Annotated in this window: 24 protein-coding genes and 4 pseudogenes; 25 read left to right on the top strand and 3 right to left on the bottom strand. The window is 27.2% G+C overall.

All coding sequences use genetic code 11. The annotated features are described in order from the left end of the window. Positions 1-6 precede the first annotated feature (6 nt). Positions 7-1,067 (bottom strand): annotated as a pseudogene (gene buk / locus DJ007_RS01060) (butyrate kinase). A gap of 20 nt (positions 1,068-1,087) precedes the next feature. Further along, positions 1,088-2,338, bottom strand: a complete 1,251-nt coding sequence (locus DJ007_RS01055; RefSeq protein WP_129407953.1) for an aminotransferase-like domain-containing protein — start codon at positions 2,336-2,338, stop codon at positions 1,088-1,090. 259 nt (positions 2,339-2,597) lie between these two features. Between DJ007_RS01055 and glyA the strand changes: the two genes are divergently transcribed. From glyA to DJ007_RS00935, 25 genes and pseudogenes are all read left to right on the top strand, one after another. Next, positions 2,598-3,869 carry a serine hydroxymethyltransferase gene (glyA, locus tag DJ007_RS01050; protein ID WP_129407952.1) on the top strand — a complete coding sequence of 424 codons (1,272 nt, stop codon included), beginning with the start codon at positions 2,598-2,600 and terminating at the stop codon, positions 3,867-3,869. 258 nt (positions 3,870-4,127) lie between these two features. Further along, positions 4,128-4,625 (top strand): OmpH/Skp family outer membrane protein, encoded by a 498-nt coding sequence (locus tag DJ007_RS01045; RefSeq protein WP_129408241.1) that lies wholly within the window; start codon positions 4,128-4,130, stop codon positions 4,623-4,625. Positions 4,626-4,629: 4 nt separating this feature from the next. Then, positions 4,630-5,334: an LPS export ABC transporter ATP-binding protein gene (gene lptB / locus DJ007_RS01040; RefSeq protein WP_129407951.1), complete on the top strand. Its 705-nt coding sequence runs from the start codon at positions 4,630-4,632 to the stop codon at positions 5,332-5,334. 4 nt (positions 5,335-5,338) lie between these two features. Next, the gene (locus DJ007_RS01035; RefSeq protein ID WP_129407950.1) at positions 5,339-5,884 is read left to right on the top strand and encodes a TIGR00725 family protein; all 546 of its coding nucleotides are present in this window, start codon (positions 5,339-5,341) and stop codon (positions 5,882-5,884) included. A 1-nt stretch (position 5,885) separates the two neighbouring features. After that, positions 5,886-7,254: pseudogene (gltX, locus tag DJ007_RS01030) on the top strand (glutamate--tRNA ligase). A 2-nt stretch (positions 7,255-7,256) separates the two neighbouring features. Then, positions 7,257-8,361 (top strand): annotated as a pseudogene (coaBC, locus tag DJ007_RS01025) (bifunctional phosphopantothenoylcysteine decarboxylase/phosphopantothenate--cysteine ligase CoaBC); the annotation flags it as partial. Positions 8,362-8,382: 21 nt separating this feature from the next. Then, entirely contained in the window at positions 8,383-9,588 is a 1,206-nt protein-coding gene (locus DJ007_RS01020; RefSeq protein ID WP_497006733.1) for a L,D-transpeptidase family protein, read from the top strand. A 93-nt stretch (positions 9,589-9,681) separates the two neighbouring features. Continuing rightward, a complete protein-coding gene (locus DJ007_RS01015; protein ID WP_368359217.1) occupies positions 9,682-10,506 on the top strand; it encodes an AEC family transporter in 825 nt (274 codons plus the stop codon). A gap of 12 nt (positions 10,507-10,518) precedes the next feature. Further along, positions 10,519-10,896 (top strand): CoA-binding protein, encoded by a 378-nt coding sequence (locus DJ007_RS01010; RefSeq protein WP_129407947.1) that lies wholly within the window; start codon positions 10,519-10,521, stop codon positions 10,894-10,896. 46 nt (positions 10,897-10,942) lie between these two features. Beyond that, positions 10,943-12,442: a murein biosynthesis integral membrane protein MurJ gene (gene murJ / locus DJ007_RS01005; protein ID WP_129407946.1), complete on the top strand. Its 1,500-nt coding sequence runs from the start codon at positions 10,943-10,945 to the stop codon at positions 12,440-12,442. Positions 12,443-12,559: 117 nt separating this feature from the next. Beyond that, positions 12,560-13,516 (top strand): 1-phosphofructokinase family hexose kinase, encoded by a 957-nt coding sequence (locus DJ007_RS01000; RefSeq protein WP_129407945.1) that lies wholly within the window; start codon positions 12,560-12,562, stop codon positions 13,514-13,516. Further along, complete coding sequence (locus tag DJ007_RS00995) at positions 13,516-13,971, top strand: CBS domain-containing protein (protein WP_129408240.1); 456 nt, start codon at positions 13,516-13,518, stop codon at positions 13,969-13,971. The genes DJ007_RS01000 and DJ007_RS00995 overlap by 1 nt, the downstream gene beginning before the upstream one ends. Next, on the top strand, positions 13,968-15,260 hold the full coding sequence (mtaB, locus tag DJ007_RS00990) for a tRNA (N(6)-L-threonylcarbamoyladenosine(37)-C(2))-methylthiotransferase MtaB (protein WP_165973934.1): 1,293 nt from the start codon (positions 13,968-13,970) through the stop codon (positions 15,258-15,260). Before DJ007_RS00995 ends, mtaB begins: the two co-directional genes overlap by 4 nt. Further along, positions 15,250-16,070, top strand: a pseudogene (locus tag DJ007_RS00985) (aminotransferase class IV). The gene mtaB and the pseudogene DJ007_RS00985 overlap by 11 nt, the downstream one beginning before the upstream one ends. Position 16,071: 1 nt before the next feature. Next, the gene (locus tag DJ007_RS00980; protein ID WP_165973933.1) at positions 16,072-16,368 is read left to right on the top strand and encodes a DciA family protein; all 297 of its coding nucleotides are present in this window, start codon (positions 16,072-16,074) and stop codon (positions 16,366-16,368) included. Continuing rightward, complete coding sequence (locus DJ007_RS00975) at positions 16,368-18,290, top strand: DNA gyrase/topoisomerase IV subunit B (RefSeq protein ID WP_129407942.1); 1,923 nt, start codon at positions 16,368-16,370, stop codon at positions 18,288-18,290. The genes DJ007_RS00980 and DJ007_RS00975 overlap by 1 nt, the downstream gene beginning before the upstream one ends. A gap of 1 nt (position 18,291) precedes the next feature. After that, complete coding sequence (locus tag DJ007_RS00970; protein ID WP_129407941.1) at positions 18,292-18,762, top strand: DUF4894 domain-containing protein; 471 nt, start codon at positions 18,292-18,294, stop codon at positions 18,760-18,762. 10 nt (positions 18,763-18,772) lie between these two features. Continuing rightward, positions 18,773-20,083 carry a cell division FtsA domain-containing protein gene (locus tag DJ007_RS00965; RefSeq protein WP_129407940.1) on the top strand — a complete coding sequence of 437 codons (1,311 nt, stop codon included), beginning with the start codon at positions 18,773-18,775 and terminating at the stop codon, positions 20,081-20,083. After that, positions 20,073-21,185: a cell division protein FtsZ gene (gene ftsZ / locus DJ007_RS00960; RefSeq protein ID WP_129407939.1), complete on the top strand. Its 1,113-nt coding sequence runs from the start codon at positions 20,073-20,075 to the stop codon at positions 21,183-21,185. Before DJ007_RS00965 ends, ftsZ begins: the two co-directional genes overlap by 11 nt. Next, entirely contained in the window at positions 21,175-22,314 is a 1,140-nt protein-coding gene (locus DJ007_RS00955) for a GspE/PulE family protein (RefSeq protein WP_165973932.1), read from the top strand. The genes ftsZ and DJ007_RS00955 overlap by 11 nt, the downstream gene beginning before the upstream one ends. A gap of 11 nt (positions 22,315-22,325) precedes the next feature. After that, entirely contained in the window at positions 22,326-22,718 is a 393-nt protein-coding gene (locus DJ007_RS00950) for a hypothetical protein (protein ID WP_165973931.1), read from the top strand. 20 nt (positions 22,719-22,738) lie between these two features. Next, entirely contained in the window at positions 22,739-23,281 is a 543-nt protein-coding gene (locus DJ007_RS00945; protein WP_129407936.1) for a hypothetical protein, read from the top strand. Between the two features lie 65 nt (positions 23,282-23,346). After that, positions 23,347-23,559, top strand: coding sequence for a hypothetical protein (locus DJ007_RS00940; protein ID WP_129407935.1), 213 nt, complete (start codon positions 23,347-23,349; stop codon positions 23,557-23,559). A gap of 167 nt (positions 23,560-23,726) precedes the next feature. Continuing rightward, the gene (locus tag DJ007_RS14460; protein WP_165973930.1) at positions 23,727-23,903 is read left to right on the top strand and encodes a hypothetical protein; all 177 of its coding nucleotides are present in this window, start codon (positions 23,727-23,729) and stop codon (positions 23,901-23,903) included. Then, positions 23,849-24,463 carry a DUF5685 family protein gene (locus tag DJ007_RS00935; RefSeq protein ID WP_368359319.1) on the top strand — a complete coding sequence of 205 codons (615 nt, stop codon included), beginning with the start codon at positions 23,849-23,851 and terminating at the stop codon, positions 24,461-24,463. The genes DJ007_RS14460 and DJ007_RS00935 overlap by 55 nt, the downstream gene beginning before the upstream one ends. 14 nt (positions 24,464-24,477) lie before the next feature. On the opposite strand, the gene DJ007_RS00930 is transcribed toward DJ007_RS00935, so the two are convergent. Beyond that, positions 24,478-25,722 (bottom strand): DUF1015 domain-containing protein, encoded by a 1,245-nt coding sequence (locus tag DJ007_RS00930; RefSeq protein WP_129407933.1) that lies wholly within the window; start codon positions 25,720-25,722, stop codon positions 24,478-24,480. Positions 25,723-25,875: the final 153 nt, after the last annotated feature.

The following is a 25,875-nucleotide window of genomic DNA, read 5'->3' as shown; positions in this document are numbered from 1 at the left end:
TTCACCTCACATTTTCCAATCTTTAGCCTTTTCTTCGTTATTTAATACTCTTAATGCACCTTCGGCTAATGCTTCCATTTCGAATGAACCAGGATATAACATTATTAAAGCGATTTTTGATATTCTTTGTTTTATCATATCAATAAAATCATCATTTCGAGCCATTCCACCAGTAATAATAATTGCATCAACTTTTCCTTTTAATATTGCAGCCATTCCGCCAATTTCTTTAGCAATTTGATAAGCCATAGCTTCCACAACTTTTCTTGCATATTCATCGTGTTCTGCTTTTTTCATTGCAACTCTTAAATCATTAGTTCCAAGATAAGCAACTAATCCACCTTTGCCAATATATCTCTTTTTTAGTTCCCTTTTAGAATATTTGCCAGAAAAAGCTAATTTTGCTAAGTCTCCAACAGGTAGTTCGCCTGTTCTTTCTGGACTAAATGGACCTTCATCATTAGCATTATTGACATCAATCATTTTACCTTTTCTTTGTGCTCCAATAGAAATTCCGCCACCTAAATGTACTATTACAAAATTACATTCATCATATTTTTTATTTAATTCTTTAGCAGCTTTACGTGCAACACTTTTCATATTTAGTGCATGATACAAACTCTTTCTTTCGATTTCAGGTATTCCAGAAATTCTTGATTCAGGTATAAATTCGTCAACAGAAACAGGATCAGTAATAAATACAGGTATATTATTTTCTGCCAGCTCCCACCCAATTACTGCAGCTAAATTTGAAGCGTGTTCTATTTTTGTTTTATTCTTTAAAAAGTCAACCATTTCTTCTGTTACTCTATATGTTCCACTTTCTAAAGGAGGTAGAACTCCCCTCTTGCTGCAATAGCATTAAAGTCTGTCATTTTATATCCATATTTTTCAATAAAATCTTTTATTTCATCTCTTCTTAAATCTATTTGATCCATTAATTTTTCATATTTATCTAATTCTTCAGGAGAGTGAGAAACTTCTTCTGATACTATTAATTTTTCGTTTTCAAAAACTGCTATTTTGGTTGAAGTGGAACCTGGATTAATAACTAAAATTCGATTCATTTTTTCACCTCACTTAGTGATTATTTTTTTAATTTTAATTCTAAACCTTTTTTATTAGCATATTCTTCAATAGTTTTTCTTAATCTTTTTGTTCCTTCTTCTAACTCTTCAAATGAAGGTAAGCAGAATGATACTCTCATAGTATTTCTTTCTGGCTCATCAACATAAAATGTTTCACCAGGGATATAAATAATTTTGTTTTCTTTTGCAAATTCAAACATTTCCATTGTGTCAAAATCTTTAGGTAAGGTAATCCATGAGAATAATCCACCTTCAGGATGTATCCAATCAATACCTTCAATATCTCCTAAATATTTATCTAAAGCTTCCATAAATTTATCTTTCTTTTCTTTATATAATTTGATAGTAGGTTGTATTTCTTCGAATAAATCATATTTTTCCATAAATCTTGCTGCTATTCTTTGGGTTAATGTTGAAGAACATAAATCCATACCCTGTTTAGCTAAAACCATTTTTTTAATTAATTCTTTATTTCCTATAATTACACCAATTCTTAATCCAGGAGATAATACTTTACTAAATGTGTTTAATAATATAACTCTTTCACCTTTGTTTAATTTGAAGATACTTGGTAATTTTTCTCCTTCAAATCTTAATGCACCATAAGGATCATCTTCAATAATGATAAAGTCATATTTTTCAGCTAATTCAATTAATCTTTTTCTTTTCTCTAAAGATAAACTTGTACCAGCAGGATTGTGGAAATTGCTTACTGTATATACAAATTTGAATTTATCAATTTTCCCATCTTTTTCTAATTTTTCTAATTCTTTTTCTAAAACATCTAAATTCATTCCATCTTTTTCTAAAGGAATACTTATATAATTAGGATTTCTTTGGTTAAATGCACTACCTGCACCTAAGTATATAGGTTTGCTAACTGCACAGTAGCTATCTTCATCCAAAAATACTGTGCCTATTATAAACAAAGCCTGCTGTGAACCTGTAGTAATCATTAAATTTTCTTCATCAAGACAATGTATATCTTCATATTTTTCCAATAATTTGATATATTGCTTAATTAATTCTGGATCCCCTTCAGTGGAGCCGTATTGCAAAGCAATTTTATATTCATTCATAATAACTTGTTTGGAAATTTCTGATAATTTTTCTATTGGAAATGTTTCAGGATCTGGAATTCCTCCACCAAATGAAATAATGCCTTCTTGAGTAGCTGTTTTAAGCAATTCTCTAATAATGTTAGATTTAATTCTTTTTACCGTTACAGAATATTTACTTTCGAATTTCATAATATCACCCCTCCAAATTTAGTTTTTTTCTCGGTTTTATTTTACACTTTTAATTTAAAATTTACAAAGTTGATTATAAGGCCATATATCTGGTTATATACAATTATATGTGATTATATGCTGTGTGAAAAAAATTTCACGAAATTTTTTTCAATATTGATACTGGTTTTTATAAAAATAATGTTGTATAATATGAGCGATATAAGAAAAGGTAATATATTTTGATACAATTAATAATTAAAATTAAGGAGGAATGAATATGTGGGAAAATTTAAAAAATGTTGATCCCGAAATTCATGAAATAGTGTTGAAGGAATTGAATAGGCAAGAATATGGTTTGGAATTAATAGCTTCAGAAAATTTTGCTTCTCAAGCTGTAATGGAAGCAATGGGAAGTGTTTTAACTAATAAATATGCAGAAGGATATCCTAAAAAAAGATATTATGGTGGGTGTGAATTTGTTGATGAAGCAGAAACGCTAGCAAGAAACAGGGCAAAGGAATTATTTGGAGCAAAATATGCAAATGTTCAACCACATTCAGGATCTCAAGCAAATATGGGAGTATATTTAGCTTTAATGCAAACTGGAGAAACCTTAATGGGTATGTCATTAAGTCATGGTGGACATTTGACACATGGTGCTTCTGTCAATTTTTCTGGAAAAATATTTAATGTTGTTCAATATGGCGTTAATGAAGAAACAGAAGTTATAGATTATGATGAGGTAGAAAAATTAGCTTTAGAACATAAACCAAAAGTTATTGTTGCTGGTGGAAGTGCTTATGCAAGAATTATTGATTTTAAAAGATTTAGAGAAATTGCAGATAAAGTGGGAGCTTACTTAGTAGTAGATATGTCGCATTTTGCTGGTTTGGTAGCAGCTGGATTGTATCCTAATCCATTAGAATATGCACATGTTGTAACAACAACTACCCATAAAACATTAAGAGGTCCAAGAGGTGGAATGATTTTAACAAATGATAAAGAATTATATAAATTGATAAATAAAAGTATATTCCCTGGAATTCAAGGAGGACCTTTAATGCATGTTATTGCAGCTAAAGCAGTTGCGTTTAAGGAAGCGCTAACTCCTGAATTTAAAGAATATCAAAAACAGGTTATAAAAAATGCTAAAAAGTTGGCAGAAAAAATGGAAAAATTAGGATTTAGAATTGTTTCTGGTGGAACAGATTCACATTTATTCCTTGTTGATTTAAATGAAAAAGGAGTAACAGGTAAAGCTGCTGAAAAGGCACTGGAAGCTTCTGGTATAACTGTAAATAAAAATACTATTCCAAAAGAAACACGTTCTCCATTCGTTACAAGTGGTATTAGAATAGGTACTCCTGCAATTACAACAAGGGGAATGAAAGAAGAGGAAATGAAAATAATAGCTGAATTAATAAACGAAGTAATATCAAATATAAAAGATGAAGATGGAACATTAGATGAAGAGGTTAAAATCAATATAAAAGAAAAAGTAAAAAAATTATGTGAAAAATTCCCATTATATAAAGGAAAGATATATTAAAAAATAGCCCCCAATTGGGGTTATTTTTTAATAAAAAAACGGAGCTAAAAGCTCCGTGAATTCCTTATATTTATTTTAAGGAGGATAGGGGTAATGATATAATAACATTATTATGTTAAATAAAAAACAATAAATTATTCAGAAATATGTATTATAAATTAAGAAAAGTAAAACAAAATAGTTATAAAAATATTTTCTTAAAATTAGAAATTGATGATATAATATATTTTAAGAATAAAATTCAGGAGGTGTTTTTTGGTGAAAAACTTTTCAAAACTTTTAGTTGTGGCAGTAGTTTTATTATCATTTTTATTTATTCCGAAGATTGGTATATCTGAAGGTCAGAAGCAAACAGGTAAAGACTTAAAAATTGCTTTTGTTCAAATGCAAAAGGTTACTCAAAATTATTATAAATGGGTGGATTTGCAGGAAAAATATAAAAATGATCTTCAATATTATCAGAATAAAATCAATCAAATGAAACAGGATTTTGAGAATTTAAAGAAATCAGGCGCATCTGCAGAAGAATTAGCTCAAAAACAAAAAGAATTAGAAACAAGAGTATCAGAATATCAAAAAGCAATTCAAGATGAATATACACAGAAAACCAACCAAATATTAGATGAAGTAAAGAATAAAGTTATAGAATATGCAAAAGAAAATGGTTATAATTTGGTTCTTTATGAGCCATCAGTTATTTATGCCGATGAATTAGTTGATATTACACCGCAAATTATAGAATTATTGAAAAAATAATATTATGCATAATCTTGTATGTAAAAAAATAACGAAAAAGTATGGGAGAAAAACAGTATTGAATAAAGTAGATTTTGAAGCCAGCACTGGTAAGATTGTTGGGATTTTGGGTCCCAACGGTGCTGGTAAGTCTACTTTATTTAAATCTATTTTGGGAATTGTAGTTCCTAAAAGTGGGGATATATATTTGGACAATAAAAAAATTACGCATTTACCTGTTCATGTAAGAGCTAAGAATGGAATAGCTTATCTTCCGCAGGAACCATCTGTGTTTAGAAATTTAACCGTTTGGGATAATATGGATTTAATAGCTACAATGTTGAAAATCAAAAATAAGGAAGAGTTTATAAAAGATATTTTAACGGAATTTGGAATATATGAATTAAAGGAACAAATAGCAGATTCACTTTCTGGTGGTGAAAAGAGAAGGTTAGAATTTGCAAGAACATTGATAACCAATCCGAAATTTATTCTGTTAGATGAACCTTTTGTTGGGATTGATCCAATTACAGTTAAAGATATACAAAAAATAATAAAAACGTTGTCGAAAAAGAATTTAGGAGTTATTGTCACAGATCATAACGTTGATGAAATTGCTGAAGTCGTAGATGTTTTATATGTTTTACATAAGGGGAATGTTATTGCTTATGGAAGTCCAGAAGAAGTATTAAAAGATAAAATAGTAATAGAAAATTACTTAGGTTGGTGATAAAATGAATGTAGGAGTAATAGGATATTCTGGTGATCTACATAAAGAACCAATAGAATCTTTAAAAGATATTATTTATAAAGTTGGAAAAATTATAGCAAAAAATAACTGGATTTTATTTAGTGGTGGAAGAGATGGAGTTATGGAATTGATTTCTAAAGCTGTAAAAGAAAACGGTGGAAAAAGTATTGGAATATTACCATGGGAAATTAATGGAAATGAGTATTTAGACGTATCGATAAAAACAGGATTAGATTTTTCAATGAGGTCTTATGTTCTTGTTAAAAGTGTTGATGTTGTTATAAGTATTGGTGGTGAAATTGGTACGGCGATAGAGATTTTAGGGGCATATGCAAATAAAAAACCAGTAATTTTGATAAAAGGAACTGGAGGTTGGACTGACAGAATTCAAAATGTATTAATTGAAGGAAAATATTTAGATAACAGGAAACTTTCTGAAATTTATATAGCAAATAATATAGAAGAATTAGAAATACTACTAAAAAATCTAGAAATTACCATTGTTAAAATAAGAGGAGGAGAAGTTTAAAATGATCAGATTAAGATTCGCTCCCAGCCCTACAGGTAGTATGCACGTTGGAGGGGCAAGAACAGCTTTATTTAATTGGTTATATGCTAAAAAAAATAATGGGGATTTTATTTTAAGAATTGAAGATACGGATATTGAAAGATCTACAAAAAAATCAGAAAATGAGATTATCAATTCATTAAAGTGGTGTGGGTTAAATTGGAATGAAGGCCCAGATGTTGGTGGAGAATATGGTCCATATAGACAAAGTGAAAGATTGGATATTTATAAAAAGTATATAAATTTTTTAATCGAAAAAAATATGGCATATTATGCTGTTTACGATAAAAATAATAATGAAATATATACATCTAATAGCTATCCTGAAGAATATAAAAATGAAAGTATAGTAGTAAAATTTAGGGTTAATAGAGAAGGAATTACTGAATTTGATGATCTTATAAAGGGTAAAATTCAATTTAGAAATGATTTACTCAGTGATTTTATTATATTACGCTCAAATGGAATACCTGTATATAATTTTACAGTGGTAATTGATGATCATTTGATGAATATTACCCATGTAATTAGAGGAGAAGATCATATTTCAAATACACAAAAGCAAATAATGATATATAAAGCTTTGGATTGGGTTCCACCAAAATTTATGCATATACCATTAATATTAGGAAGCGATAGAAAGCCATTAAGCAAAAGACATGGTGGAACATCAATTGAATATTTCAGAAAAGAAGGGATATTGAAAGAAGCTTTGATGAATTATCTCGCGTTATTAGGTTGGACTATAGAAGAAGAAATCTTTAATTATAAAGATAAAGTTGATAGTTTTTCTCCAGAAAAACTATCAAATAAAGGTGTAATATTTGATTATGAAAAGTTGGAATGGATATGTGGAAAACATTTAAGAATGAAAAACATAGATGAGTTGTTCGATGAATTTACTGAATGGTTGGAATATACTGATAATATTTATATTAAAGAGAAAATATTGAAAGATAAAGATTATTCTTTAAATGTTTTATCTATTTGTCGAGAAAAAGTCAATACATTAAAGCAATTAAAGGATTTTTCATATAATTTTTTTGTTGAAGATTTTGATTATGAGGAAAAATTTATAGAAAAATTTTTGAAAAAGGAATGGCAAATGAGTTGATAAAAGTAACAAAAAAGAGTTTGAAAAATTGGATGAATATTCAGTAGAAAATGTTGAAAAAGTTGTTAGGCAAATAGCTGATATGAAAATAACTTCTAAAAAGAATACCTTTCAAATTATAAGAGGAAGTGTCTTAGGAAAATTAGTAACACCTGGTTTATTTGAATCAATTGCTATTTTAGGAAAAGAAAAAACAATTTCTCGTTTAAAAAAGTAGAGGTGTTTTTAAATGAATATATTAAAAATAAAAAGGTTATATTAGGAGTTAGTAGTGGTATAGCTATATATAAGGCAGTAGATTTATCATCGAAATTAAGGAAATTAGAAGTGGATTTAAATATTGTTTTAACAGAAGATTCTAAAAAGATGATTTCTCCTGTTGTTTTTTCAGCAGTTGGAAATTGTCCTGTTTATACAGATTATTTTAATGAAGTAAAAGACGGTTGGATTCCACATACACAACTTTCAATGGAATCAGATGCTTTAGTAATAGCTCCAGCAACTGCTAATATTATTGCCAAAATTGCAAATGGATTTGCTGATGATCTATTATCTTTAATAGCTCTCGCTTTTAGAAAAAAATCTAAAATATTGGTTCCCACTATGAATACAAGAATGTATGAGTCCCCAGCATTACAAAGAAATTTAGAAATATTAAAAAATGATGGATGGATTATTGTTGAACCGGAAGTTGGTCACCTGGCATGTGGAGAAATTGGAAAAGGTAGATATCCAGAAAATGAAATGATATTAGAATTTTTAGAATATTCTTTGGCAAAAAAAGATATGAAAAATAAAAAAGTTTTAATAACAGCTGGCCCAACAGTTGAACCAATAGATCCTGTTAGGAATATAACGAATAAATCAAGTGGGAAAATGGGATATGAATTGGCAAGAGCATTTTCATATAGAGGAGCAGAAGTAACACTTATTTCTGGGCCAACCAATATTAAACCACCATATATATTAAAAAATTTAATTAACGTAACTACAGCGATAGAAATGAAAAATGAGGTAATGAAGCATTATAAAGAAGCTGACATAATTATTATGTCTGCAGCAGTTTCGGATTATAAGATTAAAAATTATTCTGATAAAAAAATAAAGAAAGAAAATGAAAATATTACATTGGAATTAGAAAGAAATCCAGATATTTTAAAGGAATTAGGTAAGTTAAAAAAGAAAATCAAGTATTAGTAGGTTTTGCAGCGGAAACCAATGATTTATTGGATTATGCAAAGAAGAAATTGAAAGAAAAAATTGTGATTTAATAGTTGCAAATGATGTGTCTAAAAAAGAAATAGGTTTTGATTCAAATTTAAACGAAGTAGATATAATAAATAAAATGGAGATGTTACCCATGTTGAAAAAAGTTCAAAAAGAGATATTGCTTTTAGGATTATTGATTATATTGCAAACTATTATTCTGGCTAAAAATTCTATAACATTTTTAAAATTTCATAATGATATTATTTATTTAAGGGTAATTACAGAAGAAAGAATGATAAATCCTAAAGTTTTTTTAACCACAATAGGTTTTAGAATAATACCAGATTATTCTTATAGTCCGACTTATATTGACATAAGAATAAATATTAATGATTTTAGCAGGAATGACGTTTTAAACCTGGAGATAGAATATGATTCTTTAAATGGAAGAAAAAAAATAATAGCTAATAATTTTCTTGAACTTAAAGATTTTTTTGATGAAATAAAAATAGAAGTTTCTACTATAGAAACATTAGATGGTTGGAAAGGTGTTTTAGTTAATAACTCTAATGGGAGATTTCATGTAGAAAATGTATATCTTGATAATAGAATAAAAATATACAATAGCGAAAGTAATTTATATTATTTACCTGAAGATATCGAAGATGGTTTTCATGAAATAAAAATTTCTTATTTGAATAAATATAATATTGAAAGAGTAAAAAAAATTAAATTTTTCAAAAAAGGTTGGTTTTATGCATCATCAAATTTGAAAGGAGCATCTTATCGGGTAAGATTTATTGATAATTATCTTGTAAAGAAAGGTGATTCAATATATAAGATAGCCAGAAAATATGATGTAAAACCTGGAGAAATAATATTATATAATAATATTTCAGACCCGAAAACAATTTATCCTGGTCAATTATTAAAAATTGGAAAATTGAAATTTGGAGAAAGTCCATTAATAATAACCGTTGATCTTGATAAATCTATTCTTAATTTATATTATCTTGGAAAAAAAGTATTGACCTTTCCTGCAGCTGTTGGTAGAAGTGATGCAACACCACCAGGATATTATAGAATCATGTATAAGGAAAAAGAACCTGCATTATATTGGTATGGAGAATATATAAAGCCAGGGTCAATTATAAATGGTGTTGGCAGTAGATGGCTTCAATTATCAGTAGAACAATATGGGATACATGGTACTACAAAACCATGGGAAATAGGAAAAAGAATATCTCATGGATGTATAAGATTGCTCAACCAGGATGTAGAACTCCTTGATTTTTTAACAGGGATAGGAACAGAGGTTTACGCTTTAAAATCAGCGAGGTGATTATATTTGCTTTTTTTTCTTACGCTTTTTAAAATTTTACCATTATTTATTATAATTTTTGTGGGATATGTTTTTGGTAAAGCTTTTTCTAACTTGGATAATAAAATTTTAAATAAAGTGACATTATGGATATCAGGAAATGTTTTAGCATTTACAGCAATAAATTCAAATCCTCCTATGATTAAAGAATTAAAAGCATTCTTTTTTGGATACATATTTATATTTGTTCTTGCTATAATTTTACCACTACTACTAAAGAAAATAGGATTGATAAAATCAGAATGGGGAATAATTGCATTTGCATTAATGTTTTCTAATGGTGGATATTTGGGTTATCCTGTAGTAAGTGCTCTTTTTGGTGAAGAATATATAGCTAAAGCAGTTATGTATGTTATTGTAATGACTTTATTATCTTTTTCCGTAGGGATAGTAATTTTAACTGGAAATATAAAAAAAGGTTTAACAAATATGTTGAAACTTCCTATGTTGTGGGGTTTTTTAGTTGGTTGGATTTTAGGAGCAAATGGATTATCATGGGAAAATTTGCCTTTTACTTTATATGAACCTTTAAAAATGATAAAAGAAGCCAGTATAGTAATAATTTTAATTAATATAGGAGTCTCGTTATCAAGAATAAAAATTAAGATTTATGATTTATATGATACGATTTTAACAACTTTATTTAGATTAATAATTTTTCCAGTAATAGCTGTATTTTTAGTTAAATTATTAAAAATAGATCCAATTCTTGCAGGAATTTTTGTTATAGAAGTTGGAATGCCAGTTGGGATGAATGTTTCTTTTATAACTGAAGAATTGAAAATAAACCCTGCCCTTGGAAATTTAATGGTCTTTATCAGTACTTTGTTTTCAATAATAACAATACCTTTATTGTATTATCTTATAAATTTTATATAGGAGGTTGTATAGATGTTTGATATTGATAAAATAAAAAAAGTTGGATTAATTGGAGCTACAACAAATAAATCGAAATTTGGTTATAAAATATTAAAAGACTTAGTTTCTAAAGGGTATGAAGTTTATCCGGTAACTCCAAATTATGATGAAATAGATGGTATAAAAACATATAAATCAGTAAAAGATTTACCAGAAGTAGATATTCTTAATTTTGTAGTTCCGCCAAAGATAGGATTAAAAGTTACAAAAGAAGCTTATGAAAATGGTTTTAAAAAATTCTGGTATCAACCAGGTGCAGAATCAGATGAAATAAAAGAATATTTGGAATCTTTAAATGATCCAGAAGTTGAATATTTGTTTCATAAATGTATAATGGTAGAAACTATGTAATAAAAGCCCGCATGGGCTTTTGTTTATAATATAGGAGGTTGTTTTTGTGTCTGATATAATGAAATTTACAGCAATTTTTGCTTCAGCTACAATGGTGAGCAGATTTTTAGGATTATTTCGAGATATATTATTTGCCTATTATTTTGGAAGAAGTGGTGAATATGATGCCTATATTATAGCAATATTGTTACCTTTCTTTCTAAGACGTATATTTGCAGAAGGGGCTTTTTCTACTGTTTTTATCCCATTATATACCAGAAAAAAAGGTAAAGAAGCTGATATTTTTGCAAGCACTGCTATAAATTTTTTAATTCTAATAACAGCTTTAATATATATTTTTGTATTTTTTTTCTCACCATTTTTTGCCAAAATGTTGGGCAGTGGTCTTGAAAAAGAATATTTAATATTATCTTCAAAACTTATGAAATTAACATTTCCATTTATTACATTTATTTCAATATGGTCTATACTTTCAGGTATATTGTATCATGAAAATAATTTTTTTGTTTCTGCTGTTTCTCCTGCTATAACCAATGTTTTCACCATATTAGGAATAATATTTTCTTATATTTTTTCAATACGTATTTATGGACCAACTATTGGTTTTTTATTAGGCGGATTTTTTCAGATGGTTGCATTATTGATTTATTTGAATAAAAAAGAATATTTCCATTACTATTTTTCTTTAAAACAGGAATATGTTAAAGAAATAATGGGAATGTTTATACCAGCTTTTTTTGGTGTTGCTATTTCTCATATTAATAGTATTGTTGATACAAATGTCGCTTCGTGGACAGGTGAAGGAGGAGTTGCAACAATTCAATATGCTTTAAGATTATATCAATTACCATTAGCTATTTTTTCTGTTAGTATAGCAAATGTGATTTTACCTAGATTATCAAAATTATCATTTAATAATAAAAAAGAAAAATTTATACAGGAATTCAAAGATGCGATTTTAATATCATTATTTTTAACGATACCTGCATCATCAGGGTTGATAATTTTAAGCAAAGAAATAATAAAATTAATTTATCAAAGAGGTAGCTTTACAGAAAAAGATACTCTAATAACAGCTTTTACTTTAGTCACATATTCTATTGGAATTATATTTTATTCTATACATGGGATTTTAGTTAGAAATTATTATTCAAGATTAAATACAAAAAAACCAACCAGAATTTCTTTTGTAATGGTTTTAATAAATATTGTTCTGGATATAATTTTAGCTAAATATATAGGGGTTGCGGGCATAGGTTTGGCTACCAGCATTTCAGGGTTTATTGGTATGATAATATTAGGTTGGGAATTTTTTGTGCATTTTACAAAAAATGATTATATTGAAGTAATTAAAATTATTATTTCTACCTCTGGGATGCTGTTGAGTTTATACTTATTAAAAATGTTGAGTTCTTCTAATATATATACGGTAATATTAGTGTTTGCAGGTGCTATTATTTATTTGCTATTTACATTTTTGTTTAAAGTGAAATATTTACAAAATATAATTAATATAGTTAGAAGTAAAAGATTTGGAAAATATTAACGAAACGATTTAATTCATAATAAATGATTATCAAATAGAAAATAATCTTTGTATATAATTAAATGATTTGTGGTATAATTAAAGTGAAAAAAGGATTATATATTTAGGGGCTTGAATATGGATGTAATGACTGTAACCTTAAATCCCTCTCTTGATAGAGAGATAATTGTAGAAAATTTCAAATGCGGTAAAATGTTTAGGATTTCAAATCCATCGAATGCTTTTATGGAACCAGGTGGGAAAGGTGTAAATGTCTCTAAAATGCTTAGTAAATTAGGTGTGGAAAATATGGCTTTGGGTTTTTTGGGAGGATTTATTGGAAGAGTTTTTCTTGAAAAATTATTAGAAGATAGAAACATTACATCTAATTTTATTTTTGTGGAAGAAGAAACACGTGAAAATATTGCAATTCTGGATTTAGTAAATCATACAATAACTCAAATCAATTCTAGTGGTCCGAAAGTTACTGACGTTGATATTGAGCATTTAATTCAAAGATATGAGAATTCTTTATCATTAGTTGAACATGTTTTAATTTCTGGTAGTGTTCCACCAAATGTGCCTAAAGATATTTATGCTACATTATTTTCATTAGCTAAAAAGAATGGTATTACAACTTATATGGAAGCAAATGGAGAGCATTTTAATGAAGCACTAGAAAAATCCTGTCCAATGGTTGTAAGAGTTGATTTAAGGAAAGAAAAGAAATATTTTGATAGAGAATTAAAAGAATTGGATGATTATATTTATGCTGCAGAAGATATTATTAAACATGGAGCAAAATTGGCTGTTCTAAGTTATCATGTTGAGGGAGATATTATTGCTACAAATGACGGCGTGTGGCTATTTGCAGTAAATGAAAAAGTCGATAGATCTCATTTGTTTGGTGTTGGAGATTCATTTATGACTGGTATAATTTATTATATATTAAATAATGGCTATAATTATCTTGAGGCTGCAAAATTTGGTATGGCAACAGCTATTGCCAAAGTACATCATATAGAAAAATATATTGAAAGTAAAGAAGAAATTAATAAATATCTTGATTATTTTGAAACAAAGAAGGTGAAATGATGAGAGTAGAAGATATTATGCTAAAGGATGTTACATCTTTGGTGGTAGATGTTACTATAGAAAGGTTTATTACTTTATGTGAAAGACATGGATATTCAGCTTTACCCATTGTTGATAAAGAATTTCACCTTGTAGGTTTGTTAAGTGAATCTATGGTTATAAAAGCATCTATACCAGGATATCTTTCTTTAATGCAATCCACATCATTTATTCCTGACTCACAGCAATTTATAAAAGGATTAGGAAGTATTTTACATAAACCCGTTTCTGAAATAATGGAAAAAAACCCGACAAAAGTTTATTATGATGATACAGCTCTGCATGTGGCAGATGTGATAATAAAAAATAGTTTAAAAATAGTGCCTGTGGTAGATTATGATAATAGATTAGTTGGTATTGTTAGAAGAATTAAATTATTGAGTCTTGCAGCAAAGGGGATATTGGAAGAATCGTGAGTATAAAAAAAATAAATATTATTACTTTTGGTTGCAAATTAAATCAAGCAGAAAGTGAATTTATTGGAGAAAAATTAGAGCATATTAATTTTGATGTTTCTTATGACAAAAAAGATAGTAATAGTGGATATGTATTGATAAATTCTTGTACTGTAACTTCGGAAGCGGAGAGAAAGATTAAACAATTAATAAGAGGAATAAAAAGAAAAAATAAAAATAAAAAGGTTATAGTTGTTGGGTGTTATTCGCATACAAATGTTGAAGCACTAAAAAATGCAGGAGCTGATCTGATTCTTGGGAATCTTGAAAAGAAATATATTGATAAGTATATTGATAAAACAGGGATATTTGTAGATAAAATATATTGGAATAAATTAGAAGAAAAAGTTTTTATTCCTTCTAAACCATATAGTTCTTATTCAAGATACTTTCTTCCAATTGAAGAAGGATGTCTTGAATTTTGTAGTTATTGTAGAATTATTTTTGCAAGAGGTAATAAGATTAGAAGTGTTGATAAAGAGGATATATTCAAAAAAGTAAATGAGATATATAAGGAAGGTATTAAAGAGATAGTATTTACCGGAATAAATCTTTCTTATTTTGGTTATAGTACTGATTATAATTTGAAAAAATTGATATATGATTTAAATGAAAAGTATAACAATGAGGAAATCAGGTTTAGAATTAGCTCATTATATCCAGATTTTATTGATGAAGAAATAATTAGAATATTAAATGAAAGTCCTATTTTTGAAAAACATATTCACCTGTCATTACAACATGTTTCGGATAATATTTTAAGAAATATGGGAAGAAAATATACAGAAAAATATTTATATAATTTATTTGATATGATTTATTCAATAAATTCATCTTTTTCTGTATCAGCTGATTTGATTGTAGGATTTCCTGGGGAAAGTGAAAAAGATTTTCAAAAATTAATATCTTTTTTGAATATATATAATTTTTCGAGGGTTCATGCTTTTAGATATTCAAATAGGCCAAATACTAAAGCATCTCGAATGAAAAATCAAATACCTGGAAATATAAAAAAAGAACGAATGAAAGAATTACAAAAACATATAAATATTTCAACAAATAGGTATTTAAATGAGTTGAAGGGCAAAAATACAAAGGTTTTAATAGAAAAGGTAAATAAAAATGAAAGTTTTGGATATGATGAATATTATATTTATCATAAAATAGAAAAAAACTTAATTAATAATGCATTTTATAATGTAAAGGTTAATAATATTGAAAACACTGGAGTGATTTCTTATGTTTTATAATACGCAAAAATGGATAGAAAAAACAAAGTATGAAAATGAAGACTATTCGCTTTTTAATGGGTATTCAACTTATGAGACTTTAAGAACCTATAATAAAAATATTTTTGCCTTACGTTTTCATTATGAAAGATTAAAGAAATCCGCAATGTTTTTAGGATTAGAAGTTCCTGAATATGCGGAATTAAAAAACATATTAAATGAAGGAATAGAAAAATTGAATTGCAAAAATGATGTTAGAATTAAATTGATGTTAAATAAATATACTTCTAATAAAAAATCATTTTATGCTTTTATAGAGCCAATGATAGAAATAGATGATTTAAGGGAAAGTGGTGTTGTACTCACAATATCTCGTGAAAGAAAACCAAAAAATCCTGTAATCCCTTATTATGTAAAAACATCATTAAATGGTTATGGCATGTATTTGAGACAAAAGTATAATGCCTATTATGATGCTGTAGTGTTAAATGAATTTGGATATGTTACTGAAGGTACAAAATCTAATATTTTTATTGTTACCGCTGGAGTTATTACTACTCCACCATTATCTGCCGGAATATTACCGGGATAACAAGAAAAATAGTTTTGGATTTAGTAAAAAGTTTTAATATAGATTTTGAGGAAAGGAATATAGAAGTTTGGGAATTGCTTTCTGCTGATGAAATTTTTTTGACTCACACAAGTGTTGGAATAGTTCCTGTTAGAAGGATAGTTCCAAACTTTACATTTAATGCGCCAGGTATTACGACTGAAACACTTATTAATTACTGGCAAGATTTCATTATTAATAATAATACTTATTGGGATTAAAATGCAAGATTTTAATGATATTTTTAAAGAAGTAAGTAATAAGAATAATGTATTAAAAAAGATATTACTGATGAAAGATTTGAAGCAAATAATAAAAAAAATTTTTGACAAATATGGATTTACCTCAGTGGAGGTGGTTAATGTAGATTTAAAGACCTCCACACTTTTTTTGTATATAGAAAACAATTATATTAAACAGGAAATAATTTTTAAAAAGAAAAAAATCTTAAGAGATATTAATAATAAACTGAAATATGACAAGATAATAAATATAAAATTTTCCGGAGGTGTTGATTGATGAGTCAATATTCACAAGAAAATATTAAAGTATTAAAAGGATTAGAACCAGTAAGAAAAAGACCTGGAATGTATATAGGTTCTATTGGAAAACCAGGGCTAAATCATCTGGTTTATGAAATAGTTGATAATAGTGTTGATGAATATATGAGTGGTTTTTGTACAAAAATTATTGTTAAAATAAATAGCGATGATTCAATAGAAGTAAAAGATAATGGAAGAGGTATCCCAGTTGGCCCCCATCCAACTGAAAAAAAAGACACGCTTGAGGTAGTATTTACAACATTGCATGCAGGAGGAAAATTTGATAATGCCACTTATAAAATTAGCGGAGGGTTGCATGGTGTTGGAGCTTCAGTTGTAAATGCTTTATCAGAATATTTAGAAGTTTGGGTGCATAGAAATGGAAAAATATATTATCAAAAATATTCTCGAGGAATTAAGGTAACTGAAGTAGAAATATTAGGTGATACAAACAAAACTGGAACATATATTAAATTTAAACCAGATCCTGAGATTTTTGAAAATGGAGATATCGAAGTAGAAGGGCAAATAATTGAAAATAGATTAAGAGAATTAGCATTTTTAAATCCGGGATTGGAAATAGAATTTATAGATGAAAAAAGAAACAAAAAGAATGTTTTTAAATTTGAAAAGGGAATTTCAGAATTTCTGGAATTTCTTGTAAAGAAAAATAAAAAAATTCCAATTCATGAAAATCCTATTTTCGGAAAAGGTGCAGTAAAAAACCCAAGAGGTAAGAATTTTTCTGATATTATAGTAGAGTTTTCAATGATGTACACCAGAAATGATTTTCCACATATTTATAGTTATGTAAATAATATAAGAACTATAGAAGGTGGAGAACATGAATCTGCTTTTAAAGCCACATTAACAAGGCTAATGAATGAGTATGCCAGGAAAACAGGTGTTTTAAAAGAAAAAGATGAGAATTTTACAGGAGAGGATGTAAGAGAAGGGCTAATTGCTATCATAAGTATTAAACTCCCAGATCCTGTTTTTGAAGGTCAAACAAAAGCTAAATTAGGAAGTAAAGAAGTAAGAGTTGCTGTAAATGAAGTATTATCGGAATATTTGATTAAATATTTAGATTCACATCCTAAAGATACAAAAATGATTTTCGAACGTATTAAAGAAGCTGCAAGGGCTCGTATAAATGCAAGAAAGGCCAGAGATAAAGTAAAAAGGAAATCTATTTTTGAAAATTCTCCGTTACCGGGTAAATTGGCTGATTGTACTTCAACAAATTTGGATGAAACAGAATTGTTTATAGTTGAAGGTAATTCAGCTGGTGGAAATGCTAAATCAGCAAGAGATAGAAATTTTCAGGCAATTTTACCATTGCGAGGTAAAATTATAAATGTAGAAAAACATGATATAGAAAGATTAATGAAGAATGAACAGGTTTCTAATATTATATCTGCAATTGGAACAGGAATTGGAGAAAACTTTAATATAAAAAAATTAAGATATGGTAAGATTATAATTATGACTGATGCTGATGTTGATGGTGCACATATTAGAACATTGCTATTGGCATTGTTCTTTAGATTTATGCCTGAATTAATAAAAGAAGGTAGAATATATGCAGCACAGCCTCCACTATACAAATTTAAATCTGGAAAATTTGAAACATATCTATATAGTGATGAGGAATTAGAAGAATTAAAAAAAGAATATCCAAAATATTCACTTCAAAGATATAAAGGTCTTGGTGAAATGAATGCTGATCAATTATGGGATACAACAATGGACCCTGCAAAAAGAAAATTAATTAGAATAAACATTGATGATCTTGTTGAAACAGAAGAAATTTTAGAAATATTAATGGGTAGTGACCCATCTTCAAGAAGAGAGTTTATTGAAGAACATGCTTTAAAGGTTAAGGAGTTAGATATTTAAAATGAGTGTTTCTCGTTCTTTATTATTAGTAGTATCAATGCTATACGTATTTATTATTTTTTATATAGGTTCGCAATTTTTTGTTACAAAAACTCAACAGGTAAGAAATCATTATGCAACACAACAACCTATATGTGTGGTAAAATTTAATAGAAGGTATCTTCTTTTAAGTAAAGATGAAATAATTTTTAAAATTTCTGATGTTCCTATTGTTGGCTATCCGCTTATAGATTTAAAGGATTATTTAATTCATAGAAATGAAATATCAGAATTAACATTAAATCAGTTGAATTATATATCAAGGATAGATTTTAAACAAAAAATATTGTATATAAATATTGGTTATAAAATATTATTTAATTCATGGCAAGATGTTGTAAATCATTTTAAAGATATAATAAATAAATTAGAAAAATATGAACCGGGGAATTATTATCTTCTCTCTGGAGGTAGCTTAATTAGCATTTATTAGGAGGGATAAAATGGCCAGAAAGGTTATTTATGCAATTGATGTAGGAAATTATTTTATAAAAGGAATTGCATTAGAAGAAACTAAAAATAGTTATCAACTTGTTTCTAAGGCTATAGAACAGGCTGAAGGAATAGTAAAAGGACAGGTACAGGATGTTAGAGCTTTGCGAAGAAAAATAGAGAATGTAATTTATACTCTTGAAGGAGAAAATAATAAAGCTAAAGAAATAGAAATAGTATTATCTTATGCTACAAATGAATTAAAAATTTCAAGAGAAGGCTATACGTTGGAGTTTTCAGAACCTAAAGAAATAACCGAAGGGGATTTAGAAAAAATAAAATCTAATATTCAGCAAAAATACTCAGAATTAAATAAAGAAGTTTTGGATATTAAATTTGTCAATTTTGAGGTTGATGATAAAAAGGTAAAAAATCCAGTTGCTTTTGTTGCTAATTATAGTTTAAATGCACTTATAAATGTTGTATGGGTACCTGAAAATTCTTTTGCGCCAATTAGAAACACAATAAAAAATTTAATAGAAGGTGAAATACCAATATATGATTCCACATTAGCTTCAGCATATGGTGTAACCAATACTTCTGATAGAAATCTTGGAGTTGGGGTTGTGGATTTAGGACATTCAAAGGCCAGAATGCTGATCTTTAAAGATGGAATACCTAAATTTTATTTAGATTTTGAAGTTGGAATGGAATATGTTTTAAAAGATATAATGCATGTATTAAAAACTTCTGAAAAAGAAGCTTTGAGATTATTAGAAGAACAGGCAGTTTGTCTTCAAGATACTAAAATAGTGAAAAAAATTGATTATTTAAGTTTAGTTGGAGATCATTATGAATATACTACTCAAAATTTATTAAACAAAATAGTTTTTGCAAGAACAAGAGAAATAATAAATAAATTAAATAGCGATCTGGCAAAGTTAGAATATGAAAATACATTTGAAATTGCGGGAGGATTACAAGCAGGAATAGTTCACACTGGCGGAGGAGCAAGGATAAAAAATATTGAAAAGACTATTTCAGATTTTATGGGTGCACAAACGAGATTAGGGGTTGCATCTAACAATGCTAATAATTTTTATATTGAAAATGCTGATGAATTATATAAAGATCCACTTTTTGCACCAATAATCGGTACAATTAATTTATATTTTAGTGGTGCGAACATACCAAAATTATATATTGAAGATTTAAATTCTTCTTCAGAAAATAATTATGTGGAAGAAAAGGTAGAAAAAAAGGGAGGTTTCTTCTCTAAACTTGGAAGAATCCTTTTAGGAGGTAATGAAGATGCCATTTAATTTACCTATTGAAGATGAACCTAAAGAGATGTTTCATAAAAGGCCAAAATATGTTATTAAAGTCATAGGTGTAGGCGGAGCTGGTAATAATGCCATTGAAAGAATGGTGAGATTAGGGGTTTCTGATGTTGACCTTATAGCTGCAAATACAGATGTTCAAGTATTGGAATCAAGTAGCGCTAAATTTAAATTACAACTTGGAAAAGAATTAACCAGAGGATTAGGTGCTGGTGGAAATCCTGAAAAAGGTGAGAAAGCAGCAGAAGAAAGCGTAGACGAAATAAGAGAAATGATTCAGGGTACTGATTTATTATTTATTACAGCAGGTTTTGGTGGTGGTACAGGTACAGGTGCCTCTCCAGTAATTGCCAGAATTGCCAGAGAACTGGGAATATTAACAGTTGCAGTTGTAACAATTCCTTTCCATTTTGAAGGTTCTACAAAACAAAAAATTGCAAATAGTGGTTTAAATAAGTTAAAACCATATGTTGATACATTAATTAAAATTTCCAATGATAAATTACTTGAAGATAATGATGATATACCTATTAGACAAGCCTTTGCTAAAGCAGATGACATATTATATCAAGGTATAACAGGTATTTCAGATTTAATTACTAAAAAAGGATTAGTTAATACTGATTTTGCAGATGTTGAATCCGTTTTAAAAAGACGAGGTTCAGCAATGCTTGGTATAGGTTGGGGAAAAGGACCGAATAAAGCTGAAGAAGCTGCGAAAAGTGCATTAAATTCAAAATTCTTGGAGAATTCTGTTCAAAATGCTACAGCAGCTTTGGTAAACGTTTCAGGTAAAAATCCGACGTTAAAGGATTTGAAAATTGTAACTTCTATCTTGCATTCTTATTCTACTGATGAAGTTAATTTGAAATATGGAATTACTGAAGTGGAAGATATGCAACCTGATGAATTAAAGGTTACTATTGTAGCTGCTGGATATAATAAAATATTAAATGATTTTGATGGAGAAAATATTTATGAAATTCCAGCTATATACAGATTATTCGGTAATAATGTTTTAAATGAGGAAAGAATTAAATTGGAAAAGTATTTGGAGGCACAGCAGGGAGATTATGAAGAATAATTTAAAAGAATTATCAACTTTACAGCTTTTCCATAATAAAAAAATAAATAAAAATGTGACAATTAAAAATTTAAATTCTACTATGCTTTTTGAAAAGTATATTAATGTTCTTTTAGAAAATAAAATTACAGATTTACATTTTTCTCCTACGCCTGATCAAACCATTGTTTCATATAGATTTAATACGACTTTGGTAGAACATGAAAAAATATCTAAAGAATTATATGAGAAGATAATTACTAAAGTTCAAGTATTATCAGGGATTGATATTATTAATGACAAGGATCCGTCAGATGGGTCCTTTACTTTTTATAACCACAGATTTAGAGTATCGTTAATAAAAAATTTCAATGGTATAAATTGTGTTATAAGAAAATTAAAAAATATATCTGATTTGACGCTTGATAATTTAAATTATTCTGAGAAATTTATTAATCATATAGAAAAAATAAAAACATTAAAAAATGGTCTTATTTTATTTTCTGGTCCTACTGGAAGTGGTAAATCGACAGCACTGGCATATATACTTATAAATATATTAAAAAGTTATCCAAAAAAAGTTATTACAATAGAAAATCCACTTGAATATCAAATACCAGGTGCTCAGCAAATTGAGATAAAAAATGATTCTGAAAAAACAACAATTTTAAAAAATATTTTAAGGCATGATCCTGATATTTTAATGACTGGTGAAATAAGAACGAAGGAAATAGCCAGATTAACTATTGAAGCTGCTATGACAGGACATCTTGTTCTCTCTACAATACATTCCAATAATGTTTTTAATGTAATCAATAGATTAATTGAAATGGGAATTAGTAAAAATGATATATTAAATTCTACAAAGATTATATTTAATCAGAATTTTGTAAGAATATTATGTGATTGCTATAGTAATGGAAATAAAAAAGGATGTGAAAAATGCCATTATACGGGTTATTTGGGGATAATTCCAATTTTTGAAATTTTAGAAATTAATGAGTTAACCATAGCTTATTTAAGCAATAATGACTTTAAAAATCTAAAAAATACGCCTTTTTACAAGTCTTATGAAGAAGAATTAAATCAATTATTTATTAAAGAAAAAATTTCTTTAGAAGATTATAAATTCTTTATTTCAGATAGTTAGAGGTGAATTATATGAAATATCATAGCAAGACACCTGAAGAATGGGAAAAATATGATGAAGAAAAAGAAAAAAAAGATTATATAAAAAAAATGCATAAACGAAGGCAAAGGATTAATAACATGTTAATTATTTTTATTTCCATTTTGGCAATAGCATTAATCATGGTATCAAAATATTACTTTCCAAGGTATAATCTTGGATTTTCTATTTTGCTAAATGGAATTTCTTTTTCTATAATGTCAGAAGATAATTATACATATCCAGATACTTTAAATATAAATGTGAATATGTTCAATACAAAAAGCAAACCGGAAAATATGAAACTGGACTCTTTTAAATTTAAAATTTATAAAATTACCAAAAATTCAAGTGAGGTATTTTATAACTTCGAATATCCAAGATAATAGACTATAAATTATATCCTATGGAAAGCAAAAAAATATTTGATTTAAAGAATATAAATCCATTATCCAAAATACCTAATGGAAAATATATTGTAGAAACAATTTTTAATTATAATGGAAGAAAAATACGTTTGAAAAAAGAGTTTAATTATATTCATTCTATTAAATATAATATATATCTTGAAAAAGGATTTTATACAGAAAATGAACGAGCAAAGCTTTATATAGAACCAAAAAATTATTCAGCTGAAACAAGGAGTATTAATTTAATTGGAGATATTGAAATTTACACTAAAAAAAGAAAATTGATAAAAAAAATACCGGTAAATCTTGGTTATGTAACGTTAAATCCACTTGAGAAAAAGGAATATAGTGTTATTTTACCTCCAATTAAAAAAGGAACATATGAATTATATTTTGTATCAAAAGAATTAAATCAAGCAGTATACATTCCTTTTCCAGTAACTGATAAGATTGAAAGAAAATTGAAAAATATCAGTTTATCAATTGACACATATTTATTTTATCCTATTAATGAAACCTTTAAAGGGCATTTTATATAAATAATCTGGATTTTAAAAAAGAAAGATTTTTAGAAATCAAAGGTTATACAATTCGCTTAATAAATGTGGAAAATAATACTATATTTTTCAATTATGAAAATAAGGATAAAAGAAGAATATATATTAGTGAAGGTGGAAAAACCTTAATTAATATTATTTTGCCTGAACCACCAGTGAAACTGTCGATTCCTGGAAATTATAAATTGGTATTTACGGTATTTACAAGTGAAAGTACTTTAGAAAAGCGTTTGGATTTATATGTTGGAATTTCTCAATAAGGATGTGAACGGATATTGTATGGATATATCTCGCTTTATTTTAAACCGAATAAAGATGAAAGGTTAAATTATATAAGTCATTATTGTTCTATGTGTCATTCATTAAAAAAAGAATTTGGGAATTTATATAGAATGTTTATAATAAGAGAAGTTTCTTTTTTTCAATAATGAAATTAGATTTTAAAGAATCATATATAAAAGAGATTACATGTCCATGGGTTGGATTTAAAAAAGATATATATACAGAAATCTGGATATATTCAAAGAATTTTCATATCTTAATGCATTTATTATATATGGAAAATTATTTGATAAGTTACATGATTCACATATTGAAAATATGAGAATATTAATAAAAAATCTGAGAAGAAAAATAGTTAATTATTATGGAGAAAATTTTATTATTGAATATGAAAAAATATTAAGAGAACAATTTGAGTTAGAAAAAGAAAAATTGGAATTAGAAAATTATTTCAAACCTTCAATAAAAATTATTCAAATGATTATTAAAAAGCATGGGTTGAGTTTACCTGAAGAATTTAGTTATTATGTTGGAACATTAACATACATGTTAGATGCATTATATGATTTTGAAAAAGATATAAAAAGAAAAAATTTTAATCCTATTTACAGAATATATAATATTAAAAAATTAAATATGTTATCTGTACAGGATAAGGAATATATAGATTTTATAATCGATTATTCTATAAAAAATATTATAGATATACTCAAAAATGCCAGCATAAGCAACAAACATTTTGTAAAAAAATTATTTATATTTAGTGCAATTCATCATAAAGCAAAAATAGAAGAACTTTTTAGTTCAAGTAAAAGAACAAGAAAAAAAATGAAACTGGATGATTCATTATATTTGGATATAAAAAAAACAATAGCTCCATAAGCGGAGCTATTGTTTTAAATTTCATGAATTAATAATCCTGACCTCAATTTTGGTTCAAACCATGTTGATTTTGGAGGCATAGTTTTATTATCGTCTGCAACAGCCATCAGTTCCTCGAGAGATGTTGGGAACATTGAAAAGGCTACTTTCCATTCTTTTTCATCTATCCATTTTTCTAAGGCTTTAACTCCTCTAATACCACCTAAAAAGTGTATTCTTGGATCCTTTCTTGGATTTTCTATTCCCAATATAGGGTCCAATAGATAATTTTGTAAAATATATACATCTAATTGTTTAACAGGATCTTTTTCTTCTATTATTTTATCCTTCGCTTTTAATATATACCATTTTTTATTTATATACATTCCAAATTCATGTTTTGATTTTGGTTTATATGGACTTTCTGGAGCATCAATAATATCAAAATATTCAGAAACTTTATTAATAAATTCATCATCGGATAATCCATTTAAGTCTTTAATAACTCTATTGTAATCCAATATCTTTAATTCATCATGTGGAAAAACAACAGCCATAAAATAATTATATTCTTCATTTCCAGTATGCAATGGATTTTTTGATTTTAATATTTCTCTTGTTCTAGAAGCGGCTGCAGCCCTATGATGTCCATCTGCAATATATAAAGCTTCTACTTTTTCAAAAGCATTTTCTAATTCTTTTATCAAATCTTTTTGAGTTAAAACCCATAATTCATGATGGACTTCTTTTTCATCAATAAAATCATAAATTTTTTCTGCTTTTTCAATACCACTATTAATTAATTCTTTTATTTTATTTTCAGATTTAAAAGTCAAAAATACAGGCCCGGTCTGAGCTTCTAAAATCATAATATGTTTTGTTCTATCGTCTTCTTTATCCTGCCTTGTTAATTCATGTTTTTTAATTAGTCCCTTTTGATATTCTTCTACAGAAAAAGTTGCAAAAATTCCTGTTTGTGAATGTCCCTGCCATGTTTCTCTATACAGATAAAGAGCAGGTTCTTTTTCTTCTATCAATACACCATCTTTTTTAAATTGTTCTAAATTTTCTTTAGCTTTTTTATATACTATTTCACTATGAGGATCAATCTCATTTTCAAATTCAACTTCTGCTCTGGTAACTCTTAAAAAATTATTTGGATGCTTGGAAACAATTTCCTTAACTTCATTTTCTTCTAAAACATCATATGGTGGGCATGAAAATTCTTCAACTAACTCTTTTCTTGGTCTTAACCCTTTAAAAGGTCTTATAATAGACAATTTAATACCTCCCTTGTTTTATTTATATTCCAGGACTATTATATCAATTAGAGTTGTTTTCCTCAAATAGATTCAATAAAAAAATAGAGTATTATAAAGTAAATATTATTAATTAAAGCTAAAAATCAGGCATACTTACATATAAAGAAAATG

This window comes from Marinitoga lauensis, assembly GCF_004135675.1.
Classification (GTDB): Bacteria; Thermotogota; Thermotogae; order Petrotogales; family Petrotogaceae; genus Marinitoga; species Marinitoga lauensis.
The sequence above is the reverse complement of the archived record's forward strand: the minus strand, read 5'-3'. Positions and strand labels throughout refer to the sequence as shown.